The organism is Oceanicaulis sp. LC35 (assembly GCF_052055585.1).
GTDB lineage: Bacteria > Pseudomonadota > Alphaproteobacteria > Caulobacterales > Maricaulaceae > Oceanicaulis.
In genome coordinates this window covers 2,682,684-2,698,680 of record NZ_CP170485.1, presented here as the reverse complement: position 1 = coordinate 2,698,680, position 15,997 = coordinate 2,682,684, and the positions used below count along the sequence as shown (strand labels likewise).

Annotated in this window: 14 protein-coding genes and 1 tRNA gene; 7 read left to right on the top strand and 8 right to left on the bottom strand. The window is 61.6% G+C overall.

Annotated features, from left to right (window positions below):
• Positions 1-44: 44 nt before the first annotated feature.
• The 4 genes from ACFELO_RS12795 to ACFELO_RS12780 all read right to left on the bottom strand — a co-directional run bounded on the left by ACFELO_RS12795 (position 45) and on the right by ACFELO_RS12780 (position 4,943).
• On the bottom strand, positions 45-2,786 hold the full coding sequence (locus ACFELO_RS12795; protein WP_440958155.1) for a TonB-dependent receptor domain-containing protein: 2,742 nt from the start codon (positions 2,784-2,786) through the stop codon (positions 45-47).
• A 123-nt stretch (positions 2,787-2,909) separates the two neighbouring features.
• The gene (locus tag ACFELO_RS12790; protein WP_440958154.1) at positions 2,910-3,980 is read right to left on the bottom strand and encodes a FecR family protein; all 1,071 of its coding nucleotides are present in this window, start codon (positions 3,978-3,980) and stop codon (positions 2,910-2,912) included.
• On the bottom strand, positions 3,977-4,546 hold the full coding sequence (locus ACFELO_RS12785) for an RNA polymerase sigma factor (protein WP_440958153.1): 570 nt from the start codon (positions 4,544-4,546) through the stop codon (positions 3,977-3,979). Before ACFELO_RS12785 ends, ACFELO_RS12790 begins: the two co-directional genes overlap by 4 nt.
• 320 nt (positions 4,547-4,866) lie before the next feature.
• Positions 4,867-4,943 (bottom strand) — tRNA-Arg (locus tag ACFELO_RS12780).
• A gap of 196 nt (positions 4,944-5,139) precedes the next feature.
• Between ACFELO_RS12780 and ACFELO_RS12775 the strand changes: the two genes are divergently transcribed.
• The gene (locus ACFELO_RS12775; protein WP_440958152.1) at positions 5,140-5,562 is read left to right on the top strand and encodes a response regulator; all 423 of its coding nucleotides are present in this window, start codon (positions 5,140-5,142) and stop codon (positions 5,560-5,562) included.
• Between the two features lie 2 nt (positions 5,563-5,564).
• On the opposite strand, the gene ACFELO_RS12770 is transcribed toward ACFELO_RS12775, so the two are convergent.
• The gene (locus tag ACFELO_RS12770; RefSeq protein ID WP_440958151.1) at positions 5,565-6,677 is read right to left on the bottom strand and encodes a THUMP domain-containing class I SAM-dependent RNA methyltransferase; all 1,113 of its coding nucleotides are present in this window, start codon (positions 6,675-6,677) and stop codon (positions 5,565-5,567) included.
• 133 nt (positions 6,678-6,810) lie between these two features.
• Between ACFELO_RS12770 and ACFELO_RS12765 the strand changes: the two genes are divergently transcribed.
• The 4 genes from ACFELO_RS12765 (at position 6,811) to map (ending at position 9,351) form a co-directional block, all read left to right on the top strand.
• Complete coding sequence (locus tag ACFELO_RS12765) at positions 6,811-7,479, top strand: HAD-IB family phosphatase (RefSeq protein ID WP_440958150.1); 669 nt, start codon at positions 6,811-6,813, stop codon at positions 7,477-7,479.
• Positions 7,480-7,559: 80 nt separating this feature from the next.
• Positions 7,560-8,303 carry a 2OG-Fe(II) oxygenase gene (locus ACFELO_RS12760; protein ID WP_440958149.1) on the top strand — a complete coding sequence of 248 codons (744 nt, stop codon included), beginning with the start codon at positions 7,560-7,562 and terminating at the stop codon, positions 8,301-8,303.
• A gap of 69 nt (positions 8,304-8,372) precedes the next feature.
• Complete coding sequence (locus tag ACFELO_RS12755) at positions 8,373-8,579, top strand: ParD-like family protein (RefSeq protein ID WP_440958148.1); 207 nt, start codon at positions 8,373-8,375, stop codon at positions 8,577-8,579.
• A 1-nt stretch (position 8,580) separates the two neighbouring features.
• On the top strand, positions 8,581-9,351 hold the full coding sequence (gene map / locus ACFELO_RS12750; RefSeq protein WP_440958147.1) for a type I methionyl aminopeptidase: 771 nt from the start codon (positions 8,581-8,583) through the stop codon (positions 9,349-9,351).
• A 6-nt stretch (positions 9,352-9,357) separates the two neighbouring features.
• Here the strand turns inward: map and polA are convergent, their stop codons facing one another.
• From polA to ACFELO_RS12735, 3 genes are all read right to left on the bottom strand, one after another.
• The gene (polA, locus tag ACFELO_RS12745; protein WP_440958146.1) at positions 9,358-12,132 is read right to left on the bottom strand and encodes a DNA polymerase I; all 2,775 of its coding nucleotides are present in this window, start codon (positions 12,130-12,132) and stop codon (positions 9,358-9,360) included.
• A gap of 402 nt (positions 12,133-12,534) precedes the next feature.
• Complete coding sequence (locus tag ACFELO_RS12740; protein WP_440958145.1) at positions 12,535-14,061, bottom strand: SLC13 family permease; 1,527 nt, start codon at positions 14,059-14,061, stop codon at positions 12,535-12,537.
• Between the two features lie 99 nt (positions 14,062-14,160).
• On the bottom strand, positions 14,161-14,361 hold the full coding sequence (locus ACFELO_RS12735) for a zinc-finger domain-containing protein (protein WP_009802701.1): 201 nt from the start codon (positions 14,359-14,361) through the stop codon (positions 14,161-14,163).
• A 175-nt stretch (positions 14,362-14,536) separates the two neighbouring features.
• Between ACFELO_RS12735 and ACFELO_RS12730 the strand changes: the two genes are divergently transcribed.
• The gene (locus ACFELO_RS12730; RefSeq protein WP_440958144.1) at positions 14,537-15,499 is read left to right on the top strand and encodes an ABC transporter ATP-binding protein; all 963 of its coding nucleotides are present in this window, start codon (positions 14,537-14,539) and stop codon (positions 15,497-15,499) included.
• A gap of 61 nt (positions 15,500-15,560) precedes the next feature.
• The gene (locus ACFELO_RS12725) at positions 15,561-15,863 is read left to right on the top strand and encodes a hypothetical protein (RefSeq protein WP_440958143.1); all 303 of its coding nucleotides are present in this window, start codon (positions 15,561-15,563) and stop codon (positions 15,861-15,863) included.
• The last annotated feature ends 134 nt before the right edge of the window (positions 15,864-15,997 follow it).

The following is a 15,997-nucleotide window of genomic DNA, read 5'->3' as shown; positions in this document are numbered from 1 at the left end:
TGATCAGGCTCGCCTGACAGGTCCTTTCATATCGGGACATGGAGCTACCACTCCTTGCTGAGGCTGAGAGTGAACAGGCGCCCAAACGGGTCGGCATTTGTCGGGTCGTAGTTCACGCCGAGATCGGTGCCGATCGTCGATGCCGAGTTCGACCGCGCGAACGGCGGGTCCTCGTTGAACAGATTGCGGACATTCAGTCCCACTCGCAGACCTGAGAGCAGGTCGCCATGGCGCTCCGCGAAGGAGAACCCGGTGATGAGATCGACCGTCACCCAGCGATCCACCGGCTCGGCCGGGGTCACGGAGGTGTTGGAATAGCTGTCGACATAATTGAGCTGTAGCTGGCTGGACCAGCCGCCATGTTGAAACCCGGCGTTCAGGCGCCCGCGAAACTCGACCGGATAAGTCAGCGTGCCGACGCGCTCCACAACGGGCGCGCCTGCGCTGATGCGCTCCTTGTTCTCCAGCATGTAGGTGAAGGTCGCCCCGACATTCCACGTGCCGAAAGAGGCAGGCGCGCTGTAATCGAGTGAAACGTCAAAGCCGGAGGTTTGCTGGGAGGCGATATTCGTCAGGCCGTTATAGATGATGTGCGTGACATCGGCCGCGATGGCATCCGCATCCAGCGTCGTTGAATAAGTGTCGTCGCGGGCGTCATACACCCCGATTGCACCCGGCAAGGTCGCCGCGATGATTTCGGGCGAAACCTCATCCGTGATCAGATCGAAGTAAATCTCCGGATCAGCCGCGATCTCGAACGCGTCCGGCGGCTGGGCGATGCGGTCCGTATAGTCGATATTGAAGTAGCTGCTCGAAAGCGTGAGGCCGTCCATCCACGCTGGCGCAAAATCGAAGCCCAGCGTGAAAGCCTCTGACGTTTCAGGCCCCAGGTCAGGATTACTGATTGGCCCAACGACGTAGTACACAGTGGATTGATCATTGGAGAAGGGATCGGGAAAGCTTCCGAGCGGGCCTGACACCGGCAGGATGACATAGCTCGTCTCGCTCGGAATCAGATCGGGCAGAGTGGGCGCGCGAAACGCCTGACCATATGTGCCACGCAGCTTCAGTTCATCATTGATGGCCCAGAGCACGCCGACTTTGGGATCAAAACTGTCTCCGAAATCGGTGGTGTCAGTGTAACGACCGGACAGGTTCAGCTCGAGACGCTGAACCAGAGGCAACGCCATATCGCGACTGATGAGCGGAACAGCCAACTCGCCGAAGGCATAGCTCGTCGCCCGGTCAGCCCTCATCGGACCGAAACCGAGTTCCTGCTCAAGATAGCCGCCGCCGAGCGCGAAGCCGACTTCCCCTGAAGCCAGGGACACCAGCGTGCCATCGAGCTTACCCGTCACTTCAAGCGAGCTGAAATCCTGGGCGCCGTCCGTCTCACGCATGCGGCCGTCGTCGAAGAACCTGACAATGTTCAGATTGTTCGTGTAATCGCCATAGGTCGCCAGAAGCTCGAACTGCCAGTCACGCACCGGCTGAATGCGCCCCCCGAACGTGGCGACCACCTGCTCGGTCTGGGTATTGCTGAGAGAGGTGGCCTGAAAAAACCCGTCCTCACGCGTCGAGCTTTTTGTCCGCCGGTCGGAATACAGAATATCGGCGAACACTTCGGCCGATGCGCCTAAATCCTGGCGCGCCGACACAAAGGCGGAATAGCGCTGATCAAGCGGCGCCAGATAGGTGTCAGGCGTGTTGCTGAAGTAGACTTCATCGGTCAGAAACGGGCCGGACGTCGCAGCAGAGAGCGAGGCGATCGCCCCACCGCCAGACCAGCTGGTCCCCAGAACCTGATCAAATTGCCCAGCCGAATAGCCGCCATCGCCTCTGGTCGTGTAGCTGACCGAGGTCTCCGCACCTTCAAAGTCATCCCGCAGGACGAAATTGACCACGCCGGCGACAGCATCAGCGCCATAAATCGAGGATGCACCATCCGTGAGCACCTCGACACGCTCCACCGCTCCCAAAGGGATGAGCGACGCATCCGCAGTCTCACCCACATCCGCCAGCGGCAGGCGCCGCCCATTCAGAAGCGTCAGCGTTGATCCGGCGCCAAGGCCGCGCAAATCGACGGCATTGACCGAACGGGCATTGAGTTCACGGCTGACGGCAAGTCCGCCGATCGAGCTGGTTGTATTGATGTTTTGTGGAATGGCGCGCAGCAGCTGGTCCGTCGTCAGGACGCCCAGCCTCTGAAAGTCTTCCCGGGAATAAATATCCAGGGGTGAGCTTTCCGGGGTCACGCCCCGAATGCTGGTGCCGGTTACGGTGATCGTGTCTATCGATGGAACATCAGGCTCAGCCTGGGCATTGGCCTCGATCAAACTCTCTGACGCCGCACCCTCAGGGCGGCTCGGCGCCGGGTCCGTCGGCTCTGACGCGGGGGTTTGGCGAGCCTCCAAAGCCGCGGACTGGCGCAGCAAGATCGCGCCTGATGCACTGCGCTGCATGTCTAGATCAGCGCCAGACACAAGGCGCGACAAGGCCAGTGTCGGCGTCATGCGCCCCCGAACCGCATTCGCCGTGTGCCCTTCAACAAGGTCCGGGGAATACAGAAGCGATTGTCCGCTCTGGCGCGCAAACTCGATCAGCGCTGTCTGAAGCGCCTGCTCTGCAATATCAAAGTCCACGGCGACTTCAGACGTTGACGCAATGTCACTCCCCCGCGCGCCCGGATCGGACTGGACGCGCGCAAACGCGGCGCCTGACCCCGTCAAAAGCGTGAGTGACGCAACAGTGCTCAACGCTGCTGCACGAAAGCTCGTACGAACCATGAAAGTCTCCCCATGCCAGCCGCTGGTCTTGTTTTTTGCGGCCCATGACAGGGAAGACGCATCTGGTTTGCGAACCCGAACATGCGGGACGAAAAAACTTTCAGATGGTCTGAAAAACTGGCGCTAGGTCGCGCGGCGCAGGATTATGGCGTGGTCGGTTTCATCAATCCGCACTTCTGGGAAATACTCAGCCAGCGCCTCGACAAAGCCTGTGGACTGGCCCGCGCTGAAAGCCCCGCTCAACCGCAAGTCAGCCAACTGCTCATCCGCGATGACGATGGGACGGCGGTCATATCTGTTCATTTCCGCAACGGCGACGGAAAGCGGCTCATCCTGAAAAATCAGCAAGCCATCCAGCCAGCTCGTCAACCTGCGGGCATCTACCGCGGCTACGATCGGCGGAGAATCCGAGACCTGCACCAGTTGCTCGCCTGGGGACAGTTCAGCGCGCTCAGACCTTGCGTATTCCCCCGCAGCGCCCTGATCCACGGATACGGGCGCATCGACGACGACATTGCCTTCAACAAGGGTCACAGAGACCTGCGAGCTATCAACGCGCACTTCAAACGCTGTTCCAACCGCCGTGACGCGCCGACCTGCCGCAAGAACCACAAACTCGCGTTCATCCTCATGGGCCACGTCGAAATAGGCTTGCCCCGACACCAGCTCCACAAGTCGTTCCTGCTCCGAGAAAGCGACCCGCGCCCGGCTGGACGTTCCCAGGGTCATCGTGGAGCCATCAGCAAGGGGCGTTTCGAGCCGCTCGCCAATCTGCGTTTCGAAGTCTGACGCCGCCTGCTCGGCGATCACCATGGACGGCTCCACGGATGCGCCCGGCATGGCCCAGTTGGCCAGCACGAAACCAAATCCGACACAGACCAGAACACTGGCGGCAAGCAGGCTCATTCGAGCTGCAGTCAGCACAGGTTTGCGCTCGGACGCCGCTCGCGACAGCACCTTGTTGCGCAGCTCAAGCACCTCAGGTTCATTTGCGACCGAGCGTGCGAGGCGCCAGGCCGCTTCGGCCTGATGGAAGGCCTCGCGCTTGGCGGGATCGTCGCCGCACCACTGCTCGAAGCGGACTTGCAAATCAGGATCCGCGCCTGCCTGGCGCAAACGCTCACTCCACAGCGCCGCTGTTTCACGGTGCTGGTCAATCTCATGTCTGGCGAGTTCTGGCGTACGCATACTCATCGGCCTGTCTCGTCCCGATCCAGCGCTGCGCCGACATAGGCGAGCGCCTTCGCCATATGCTTCTCCACAGACCGGGTGGAGATCGCCATCAGGCGTGCAATATCTGCATACTTGTAATTCTCGAACGCGCGGAGCACGAAAACATCCTGCGTGCGCTGAGGCAATTCCTGCAACGCCTGCATGAGACGGTTCAGCTCCTCCTTACTGAGTAAGACGCGCTCGGGAGAAAAATCCGAACCGCCATGTTGATCGACATCAAAAGGTTCATGCGCGTCCGTCTGGCGAACCTGACGACGCCTCAGATGATCGGCCAGAACGCTGCGGGCGACTTGAAACACATATCCCCGGATATGGTCGATATCACCGTGATCTCCACGCCTGATCAGCCTCAGGAATACTTCCTGTATGAGATCTCTGACCTCGTCTCGATCCGAAACTCTCTTTGAGAAGAATCCTGTAAGCGGACCCTGGAACTCGCGATCCAGGGTCTCCCAGCTTGTGGCCTGAGCTGCGTCTTGACTGGACAAGACAGGCGGCCGACCACCTCCTCTTGCACTTTCAGCCATCCCCCGCCCTCACGCTGTTAGAGCCCTGACATGCTCTTGGATGTTTGAGTCCGTATCACTCAAACGGACAGGCTGGCAAATGCCTGCTCATCGTGGGCGCACCTATTCAGATGAACGCCATCAATGATGCAAGTGTTTGCCTCGAAGTCCTGAAAATCAAAGCCTTGAATAGATCGATTTGCACATGCGTACTGAAGACGTGCCGGACACCCCAACAGAATTCAGGCGGTTTTGAAAGTAGATTACTCAACAATGGCGCCCCACTGGACGCAATCCGAACATGTCTAAGCCCGCGGCGCGGTGTTCGAACCAAGAGAGAGTGGCGCACCCATGAGGATTCGAACCTCAGACCTCTGCCTTCGGAGGGCAGCGCTCTATCCAGCTGAGCTATGGGTGCTTGATAGGAAGCTTGTTTAGCTTGCTCTGCGGCCAAGTTCAATCGCGGCAGCGCAGCACGTGTTGCAACTGGGTGAGCGTGGAAATTGAATCCGAATTGTTTTGATTAATCAAATGTTGACAGCCAAGCGCAGGCGTGCGCGGATTGCGTGTATTGTCCTGTATAACCTGTCCAGAGATAGAAAAGGGGTGATTGGATGACACAGTACACGCCCCGGCTCTTGCTGGTTGAAGACGATCCTCAGGACGCGTTCATCGTCCAGCGATATCTCTCTGACCTGCCTTATGGCGGTCGAGTAGATCGGGTCGACAGTCTTTTGAATGCTCGGGCGCAACTTGGCCAGAGCACAGACATTGCCTGTGTTATGGTTGATCTGAAGCTCGCGGACGGCTCTGGAGCGTCCCTGATCGAGTGGATGTTATCCGAACCGGAGTTGAGCGAGATTCCGGTGATCGTCTTTAGCGGGGATCGTTCCACGCACCCCGAGCTCGACACCTTCACCAATGTGGCGTGCCTGATCCAGAAACCCGCCACAGCGGACGGGTATGAAGCCCTGTCAAAGGCGCTGCGTCCGATCGTGGAGAGCGCGCTGGCGCGTGCGGTTTACGCCGCGCAATAGCGCTATTTTATGTCGCCGGTGACATAGAGCCGGATCTTCAGCCCCCCATGGTCGATAGGCGCGCTGGTTTGCTCGAAGGCGAGGCCGGTGGCTTTGGCCATTTTCTCGTCCGTGGTGATGATCGCTGCTCGCCAGCCGCTGAACTGCTCACGCATGACAGCGCCGAACGTCTTGTAGACGCCAAAGACGGCGGATTTGTCCCCCACGCGGGCGCCATAGGGCGGGTTCGCGACGACCCAGCCCGGCGCGCAGTCCGGGCGTTTGAGGTCCTTGAGGAGACCTTCACTGAAACTGACCCGGTCAGAGACTTCGGCGCGATCAGCGTTCTCGGTCGCCATGCGCACGGCGCCGGGATCGCGGTCAAAGCCGAAACAGGGCGCGTCAGAGCGGGCGTGAGGCGGGCGCTTGCGCAGCGCCATGAAGGCGTCGCGGTCAAAGCTGGCGAAGCGTTCGAACGCGAAGTCGCGCGCCCGTCCGGGCGCCAGGCCTGACGCCAGCTGAGCGGCTTCGATCACGAAGGTGCCGGAGCCGCAGAGCGGGTCCAGCACCGGCGTGCGACCGTCATAACCCATTTCGCGGAGAAGCAGCGCCGCCATCGTCTCGCGCAAGGGCGCCTTGGCGACCGCTTGCTTGTAGCCGCGTTTGTGTAGCGGCTCGCCGGAGGTGTCGACGCTGAGCGTGACCTCGTCATGGTCGATACGGGCGCGCACGGTGATCGCGGCGTCATCCCGGATCGCGACCAGGGCGGTGCGCGCAATAGCGTTTGCAACGCGCTCGGCGGCGGCGCCATTGTGATATATGCGCGATTTGCGGCAGCTTGCCTCGACCTTCACCGGAGTGCCGGCGTGAAACAGCTCGGGCCAACGGGTTTCGCGGGCGCGCTGCTCCAGCTGGTTGAGGTGCTGGCATTTGAACCGGTCCAGAATGGCCAGGACGCGCGTTGCGCCCCGGATCTGAACGTTCGCGCGCCAGACTTCCGGCCAACCGCCCTTGATGGTGACGCCGCCTTGTTCGGGGCGGCATTTGGCGAAGCCGTTCTCGGCCAGCTCGCTGGCGAGGGCGGATTCAAGCCCGGGCGGGCAGGCGAGGAAAATGTCAAAGCGATCCTGTGTCATCGCGCCTTCATAAGCGAAGTCCGGTCGCGAGGCGATATGATTGCGCCGCACTCTTCCACCGCTTTCTTGCCACGCGCTCTGGTCAGGTCTGCGCGCTTGCCGTACATCGCTGGCCTGCAACCGTGAGGACCTGATGAGCCGGCTGATTGTCTTTGACGTGGACTCCACGCTGTTGAAGGTCGAGAGCCTCGACTTCGCCGTCGAGCACGCGCTCTCAAGCGCGCCTGATGGCGCTGAACGCACGGCCCGCCTCAAGGCCCTGACTGATCAGGGCATGGCAGGTAAGCTCGATTTTCGCGCCTCGCTGGAACAACGGCTTGCGATCGCGGGGCTGACCCGTCCTGCGGTGGAGACTGCTCGTGAAAGTCTGCGCGCACACCTGACCGATGGCATGGCGGAGCTGTTGGAAGCGCTGCGCGCACGCGGCAATGACGTAGCCGCCGTGTCGGGCGGATTTGTCGATCTTGTGGAGCCGGCGCTCAATGATCTGGGCTTCGCCAATGGCGAGATCCGCGCCAACCGCTTTGTCTATGACGGCGATGAGGTGACCGGTTTTGACCGGCAGAACCCGCTTTCGCGCTCGGGTGGCAAGGCGCCGGTGGTGGCCTCTCTGAAAACCCTGTTCGGCAAACCCCTGGCGATCATGGTCGGCGACGGCATGACCGACTATGAGGCTTTCGACAAAGGCGCGGCGGACAGTTTTATCGGCTTTGGCGGCGTGGCGGCCCGTGAACCGGTCCGGGCGAAGGCCCCGGCTTTTGCTGATAGCGTGGCCGAGCTCCATGCCCTGCTTCTGGGCTGAGATGTGATCTTTCAGATTTGACTTGCCAAGATGGGGTTCCAGGTTCAAAAGCGCGCACCTTTTGAACGGAGCCGCCGGATTTGGACGCTGTCCTCTGCCCCCGCCCTTTCTTCTCTGACAATCTGACCGCCAGCCTGATCGCGGATTTGGAAACGCGCGGCTGGGCCCATGCGCCCGGCGCGCTGGACCCCGAGCTGGTCTCGGCCCTGCGACTGGAAGCCGAAGCGCTGGAAGAGGCGGGCGAGACGCATCCGGGCCGTGTGGGGCGCGCGCACAACGAGACCAAAGCGCTCTATATCCGCAAGACCCATATCGCCTGGCTCGATGGCGCCAGCGCGGCGCAGAAGCGCTTCATGGAAGGTGCGGACGCCCTGCGCATTGCGATGAACCGCCGCCTGTTTCTGGGCCTGTTCGAATTTGAGGCGCATTTTGCCGTCTATCCGCCGGGCGGGTTCTATGCGCGCCATATGGACGCCTTCACCCTGCCCACCGCCAGCGCGGGCGCGTTTGCCGGGCGCCGGGCCGAACGCGCGCGTGTCGTCTCCATGGTCGCTTACCTGAACAAGGACTGGGCGGGCGCGAATGGCGGCCAGCTGGCCGTCTGGGAGAGCGCGCCGCTGGACGAATTCGGTCGTCCGGATATGAGCCAGCTGGATGACGTGCCGCCGGTCGCAGAGCTTGAGCCTGAAGGCGGCGGACTGGTGCTGATGCTTTCTGAAGTCATCCCGCACGAGGTGCGCCAGTCGCTCGCCACCCGCTACGCCATTCCGGGCTGGTTCCGGGTCAATACCAGCGTCGGCGGGGCGCTCGACCCGCTGCGCTAGGGCTTGCGTCTGCTCAATTCCGGGAATATACGAAACGTATACGTTTCGTATATTCCTGTGAGGGCCAGCATGGGCATTGTAAAAATTGACGACGAGCTGCACGAGGGTATCCGTCGGGGCAGCAAGGCCATGTGCCGCTCCATAAACGCACAGGCGGAGTTCTGGCTGAAGATCGGCATGCTCGCCGAAGCCCATCCCACGCTCACTTTCAACGAGATCGTGCGCATGCAGTATGAGGCCGCCGAGCTGGACCTGAGCCGGCGATCGGTCGCCTGACATGGTCAAGACAGCGGACGAACTGGCGCTGATGCGGATTTCGGGACGGCTTCTGGCGTCGGTCTTTGAAATGCTCGACGGTCTGACGCTTGAGGGCATGAGCACGCTCGAGGTCAATGACCGTGTCGAGCCGTTCATTGTCGATACGCTTGAGGCGCGACCGGCCAGTCTCGGCCAGTATGACTATGCGTATGTGCTGAACTGTTCGCTCAATGATGTGGTCTGCCATGGCATGCCGGACGCGCTGACCATCATCCGCGACGGCGACATCCTCAATCTCGATATCACTCTGGAAAAGAACGGCTTCATCGCCGATTCCAGCAAGACCTATATGATCGGAACCCCGTCAGCGGCGGCCCGGCGTCTGGTCAAGGCGACCGAAGCCGCCATGTGGAAGGGGATTTCCGCCGTGCGGCCCGGCGCGCATCTTGGCGATATCGGCCACGCGATCTCTCGACACGCCAAAAAAGCTGGTTATTCGGTGGTGCGCGAGTATTGCGGGCACGGCATCGGACGGGAAATGCATGAAGAGCCGTCCGTCCTGCACTATGGCAAGCCCGGCTCCGGCATGCGCCTGCGCGAGGGCATGGTCTTCACCATCGAGCCCATGCTCAACCAGGGCAGCCGGCACGTGTTCACAGAGGACGATGACTGGACGGTCGTCACACGGGACGGAAAGCTGTCCGCCCAATTCGAGCACACGGTCGCCGTCACTGCGACAGGCGTTGAAGTGCTGACCCTTCGCCCCGGAGAAGCGTTGCGCCTGAGCTGACGCCTGCTAGTGCGCCTGGCCCCAGGTGCTGGCGGCCTTGGCTTCCACTTCTAGAGGAACCGACAGGTTCTGGGCGGGCAGGGCGGCGTTGCTCATCACCTCACTGACGAGCTTGATCACCTGATCGGCCTCGCTCTCGGGCGCTTCAAACACCAGTTCGTCATGCACCTGCAGCAGCATGCGGGTCTTCAGGCCGGCATCGACCAAGGCGCTGGGCATGCGCACCATGGCGCGGCGGATGATGTCGGCGGCCGCGCCCTGAATCGGCGCGTTGATCGCCTGACGCTCCGTGAACTGACGCACGGACGGGTTCTTGTCCTTGATGCCGGGCAGGTTGATGCGGCGGCCGAAGATCGTCGTGACGCAGCCCTTGGCTTTCGCCTCGTCCTTCATGGCGTCCATATAGTCCTTGATGCCCGGGAACTTCTCGAAATAGCTGTCGATATAGCGCTTGGCTTCATCGCGCCCGATGCCGAGATTGTTGGCGAGGCCGAAGGCGGAAATGCCATAGATGATGCCGAAATTGATCGCCTTGGCGTTCCGGCGCGTGGCCGGATCCATGTCTTCCAGCGGCACGCCGAACATTTCAGAGGCTGTCAGGGCGTGAATGTCCTGGCCTTCGCGGAAGGCCTGCTTGAGCGCTTCCACGTCCGCGATATGGGCGAGAAGCCGCAATTCGATCTGGGAGTAGTCCGCCGCCACGATCACATGGCCCGGCTCGGCGATGAAGGCTTCGCGGATCTTGCGGCCTTCTTCTGTCCGTATGGGGATGTTCTGAAGGTTCGGCTCGGAACTCGACAACCGGCCCGTGGTGGTTGCGGCGAGCGAGAAGCTGGTATGGACGCGGCCTGTGTTGGGGTTGATCGCCTCTTTGAGGGCGTCCGAATAGGTCGATTTGAGCTTGGCGAATTGCCGCCAGGTCAGAAGTGCGGTCGGCAGCTCGTGGCCTTGGGCGGCCAGCTCGTCGAGCACGGCGGCATCGGTGGACCAGGCGCCGGACTTGGTCTTCTTGCCGCCCGGCAGGCCCATTTCACCAAACAGGATTTCGCCGATCTGCTTGGGACTGCCCAGATTGAACTTCGTGCCTGCCAGCTTGTGCGCGGTCTCTTCGGCCTCGGCCATTTTCTGCGCGAAGTCTGACGACAGGCGCGAGAGCTGGGCGACATCCACCTTCACGCCCGCGAGCTCCATATCGGTCAGAACCTGCGGCAGCGGACGTTCGAGGGTCTCGTAGACGGTGGAGAGGCCTTTTCCCGCAAGCCCGGCTTTCAGAAGCTCCCACAGGCGCAGGGTGATGTCGGTGTCCTCGGCGGCGTATTCGGTCGCCGTTTTCAGGTCGATCTCGGAGAAGCGCTTCTGGGACTTGCCCGTGCCGCACACCTCCTTGAACGAGATGCACTTATGGCCGAGATAGCGCTCGGCCAGCTCGTCCATGCCGTGATTGTGCAGGCCCGCCGCCTGCACATAGCTGATCAGCATGGTGTCGTCATAGGGCGCGACGCGTACGCCATACCGCTGGAACACCGCCAGATCGTATTTGAAGTTCTGACCCACCTTCAGGATGGCGTCGTTTTCCAGGATCGCCTTGAGGCGTCCGAGCGCTTCGGCTTCGTCGATCTGCTCGGGCTTCATGCCGCCATCGGCCAGATCGCCGCCTTCATGACCTAGCGGTATATAGCAGGCCTCGTTGGGCGCGGTGGCCAGCGACACGCCCACAAGGCGCGAGGCGACGGCGGAGAGGGCGTCCGTCTCCACATCCACCGCGATGACGCGAGCGCGCTTGGCCTTCTCGATCCATTTTTCGAGGGCTTCAACGGTCTGGACGGTTTCGTATTTCGTGCGATCCACAGGCGCGGTGGCGTCGCCGGTTTCATCGGCGACCGGGCCACCCAGCCCTTCCTCGACCCGGCGGGTCAGAGTGCGGAATTCCATGGATTTGAGAAAGCCCACGAGTTTTTCGGCATCAGGGTCGGTCGCGCCGAACACGTCCAGTTCATCCGTAATCGGAACATCGGGTTTCAGCGTCACCAGAAGGCGGGACAGGCGCGCATTCTCGGCGTTCTCGATCAGCTTCTCGCGACGCTTGGGCTGTTTGATCTCGCCCGCGCGCTCCAGCAGGGTATCAAGATCGCCATATTCGGTGATGAGCTGGGCGGCGGTCTTGATGCCGATGCCGGGCACGCCGGGCACATTGTCCACGCTGTCGCCGGCCAGCGATTGCACGTCGATCACCTTGTCCGGCGCCACGCCGAACTTCTCGATCACCTCATCATGACCAATGCGCTTGGACTTCATGGGATCGAGCAGCGTCACCTGATCATTGACCAGTTGCATCAGATCCTTGTCAGAGCTCGCCACGGTGACGCGCGCGCCCTTTTCTGCAGCAAGCCGAGCATAGGTCGCGATCAGGTCGTCCGCCTCAAAGCCTTCCATCTCGATACACGGCAGCTCGAACGCCTGGGTGGCTTCGCGGATCAGCGAGAATTGCGGGATCAGGTCTTCGGGCAGGTCGGGCCGGTTGGCCTTGTACTGGTCATAGATCTCGTTGCGGAAGGTTTTCGACGAATGGTCGAAAATCACCGCGAGGTGCGTCGGCTGGTCCTCGCCCTTGAGGTCTTCCAAGAGCTTCCACAGCATGTTGCAGAAGCCCTGAACCGCACCCACCGGCGTGCCGTCAGACCGGGTCAAAGGCGGAAGGGCGTGATAGGCGCGGAAGATATAGCCCGACCCGTCCACCAGATAGACATGGCTGGATGAATCAACAGGACGAGTAACGGCCATGACAGCGCTCCGGCGGCAATTGGGCGAGGGAGCGCCACCCTATGCGGCGTCGGGTGAGGGAGCAATCGGGCGGGTGCGTTGGGAAAAGTGTTAACGCTACTTGTGAGGGGGACGTGTCCTCCCCATTTCTTGATCAGGGGGAAGTGGCTCGCCAGCTCCCAAGCCTCCCCTTCAAAGCTTAGACGCTGGCGATCTGGCCTAATGAGCGGTGACTTCCACACCTAGGGACCCCTGCTCACGAGATGAAAGGGTAAGCGCATGCGCGCAGCTTTTGTTCTCGAAGCCAGTGCAGGCGAATTCCAATTTCGCCTGTATGCGATCTTTGACCTGAAGATGGCTCTTTGCTGGCTTCTGGGGTCTGGATCGTAAAATGACGGGGCGCCCATGTGGTGCCCCGTTTTTTTAACCCGGAAACGCCCAACCGCTGATCAGGCTGCTCACCAGCGCAATCAAAGGCGCGGCGACCAGATTGATGCGGAAGCCGGCCTTGATCATCTGGGTCATGCTGGCCGCGCCCGAGGCGTAGACGATGGCGTTGGGTGCCGTGGCGACGGGCAGCATGAAGGCGCAGCTGGCCGCCAGCGCCACGGGCACGATCAGGTGTTCGGGCGGCACGCCGGCGGAGACCGCGACCGCGCCCAGCACCGGCAGGAAGCCCGAAATGGTCGCGACGTTCGAAGTCAGCTCGGTCAGGAACACCACGATGAAGGCGAGGATCAGCACGGTCAGCGGCAGAGGCAAGCTGGCCACCCATTCAAGGTGCGAGCCGATCCATTCCGCGAGCCCCGTCGCCTGAATGGCCGCGGCCAGTGACAGGCCGCCACCGAACAAGAGGATCACCTCCCAGGGCAGGCGCTTGGCGCTCTCCCAATCCATCAGGGCCTGACCTTCGCCAGACTTGCCGCCGGCCGGGATCAGGAACATGGCGAGCGCGCCCGCCATGGCGATTTGCGCATTGCCAAGGCTCAACGTGATCGGCAGCTCAAATTGCGTGCTGATCCAGGCGAGCAGCGGATTCCAGCCAAAGCTGATCTCGGGCTGACCAATCAGAAAGCCGGGCAGAACCCGGCCCATCCAGAGGATCGCCACTGTGCCGAAAGCCAAGGCCACGCGCAGCTCCGGCGTGGTCATTTTTCCAAGCTCGGCCTTGTGCTTGAGGATGATCTCGCGCCCGGCCTCATTGGGGGCGTGGCCATCCACCCTGAACACCCATTTGCTCAGGATCAGCCACATGGCGGGGATGATCAGAAGGGCGGCGGGCAGGCCAACCATCATCCATTGGGGGAAGCTGATGACCGAGCCGTATTCGCGCTCCATAAAGCCCATGGCGATGAGGTTTGTGGGCGTGCCCACGGGCGTTGCGATCCCGCCCACAGACGCCGAATAGGCGACGGCGAGCGCCAGCGCCGGGGCGAACTGGCCCGCATCCACCCCTTCATCCTTGAGCGCGTCAGCCACCTTGAGGGCGATCGGGATCATCATGAGCGTGGTCGCCGTGTTGGAGATCCACATGGACAAAAGGCCCGTCGCGGTCATGAAGCCGAGCATCATCAGCGCCGGGCGAGAGCCGAAGGCGGCGACGATATTGAGTGCGATGCGGGTGTGCAGGTTCCACTTCTCAATGCCGAGCGCGACGATGAACCCGCCCAGAAGCAGCATGACGATGGGGTCGGCATAGGGGGCGGAGGCGTTGCGCATCGATAGGATGCCAAACACCGGAAACAGCGCCAGCGGGACAAGCGCAGTTGCGGCGATGGGAATGGCCTCACTGGCCCACCAGGCGCCCATCATCAAAGCCAGGCTCGCCAGCATCCAGGCGGCGCGGTCGAGCCCTTCGGGCACGGGGAGGAATTGCAAGCCCACCGCGATCACGAGCCCCGTGATCAGTCCGATCCGTTGGCGCATCGCCGACGCATTGGCCTGGCTCATGGCGTCTCTCCCCCCGTGTGTCGTTGAACACAGGTATAGGGAGGGCGTCTCCGGGATCAATCGAAACCGGAATATCGCTATGACTTTTGATGGGGAGGCTTACGCCTTGGGGTCAGCCTTGGAGCCGCGCAGCACGAAACGGCGGTCGCAATAGCCGCATTCGACGAAATCCTCGTCGCCCATTTCATACCAGGTGCGCGGATGGCCCAGAGCGCCGCCGCCGCCGTCGCACATGACGCGCTTCTGGTCGACCACGATCACTTCGGGGGCGGGCAGGGAGGAGGCGTTGGTGTCGGTCATGGTGCGCTCTGCCGGTCTGTAAAAGAGGTCCGGTTGAAGAAGATACACGGCGTTGCGACATGGACGAGGCCCGCGCACGCCGCTAGGGTCCGCTCCGTCTTAAGACGCGCTGTGTGCAGGCGTCAATTGCGCACGCGCTCTCCTCCCGTTCCGCTTGCAGACCGTGAGCCCGCCCATGTCACACGCCCAGCCCGAATTCGCCCTTGAAGCCTATGGCCTGAAAAAGACCTATCCGGGAGGCAAGGGCGCGCCTGCGAAAGAGGCGCTCAAGGGCGTGGACCTGCAAATCCCGCGCGGGTCGATCTTCGGCCTTCTGGGACCGAACGGGGCGGGCAAATCCACCTTCATCAACATCTTTGCGGGCCTTGTGACCAAATCAGAAGGCACGGCGAAGATCTGGGGCATCGATATCGACAAGGATCCGCGCCGCGCCCGCGCCGCGATCGGCGTTGTGCCCCAGGAGCTGAACATGGACGTGTTCTTCACGCCCTATGAGACGCTGGAGCTGATGGCGGGCTTTTATGGCGTGCCGAAAGCCGAGCGCCGGACCGAGGAAATCCTGTCGGCGCTGGGGCTTGAAGACAAGCGCAACGCCTATGTGCGCCAGCTGTCGGGCGGCATGAAACGCCGGCTGCTGGTGGGCAAGGCGCTGGTGCACAACCCGCCGGTCCTGGTGCTCGACGAGCCGACGGCGGGCGTGGACATCGAATTGCGCCGTCAGCTGTGGGAATATGTGCTGGAGCTCAACAAGCTGGGCGTGACCATTGTGCTGACCACGCACTATCTCGAGGAAGCCCAGGAGCTGTGCGACCAGATCGCCATCGTCAATCATGGCGAAGTGGTCGCGTGTGAGCCCAAGGCTGACCTGCTCAAGCGCATGGATCGCAAGACGCTGGTGATCGAGCCGGTCGAACCTCTCAAGGCCGTGCCGGCCGGGTTCGAGCAGCAGGATGCGATCATCCGTCCCGATGGTTCGCTCGCCATCACCTATCGCTTCGGTGAGGCGTCGGTCGCAGACATGATCGAAACCTATCGCGCTTCGGGCCAGCGGATCGCGGATCTGCGCACCGAGGAGCCTGATCTTGAGGATGTCTTCCTGGCGCTGACCTATCAGGCGGACGCGAAGCAAAGCGCCTGAACTGCGATCCTGTCTCTCGAAAAGTGAAGCCATTCGGCGTTAACCGCGTTAGTCTGGCGTCATGTCGCGATTTTTCACACGCCTGCTCGCTCTGCTTCTGTCTGGAAGTCTTCTGATCGTTCTCCTGGCCGTTCTGTTGCAGATCGAGCCTGTCGGGACGGGCGGTTGGGTCGTGTTCGCTCTTCTGGCCGCAGGCGCTGTCCTGACCCCTGTGGCGCTTTACAAATTCCTGATGCGGGGCACGCGTCCCAAGGTCACGCCGCGCGATGCCGCAGGAGCGGGCATTGCGGTGGGCATGGGGCTGGAGCATCAAAGGCAGCGACAGGCCGATGAAGACGCGGATATCGATTTTGACCCTCAATGAAGTCGGTCGATCCAGTGCGCCATAAGTCGCTGAAAAGCGGATCGGAAAAGTGTGATCCTTGTCCAGGAAAATGCCTGGAATTAATCTTTCGCTGACTCTGTGTATCTAGATATTCCCCTGACGGGTCGCGCCTG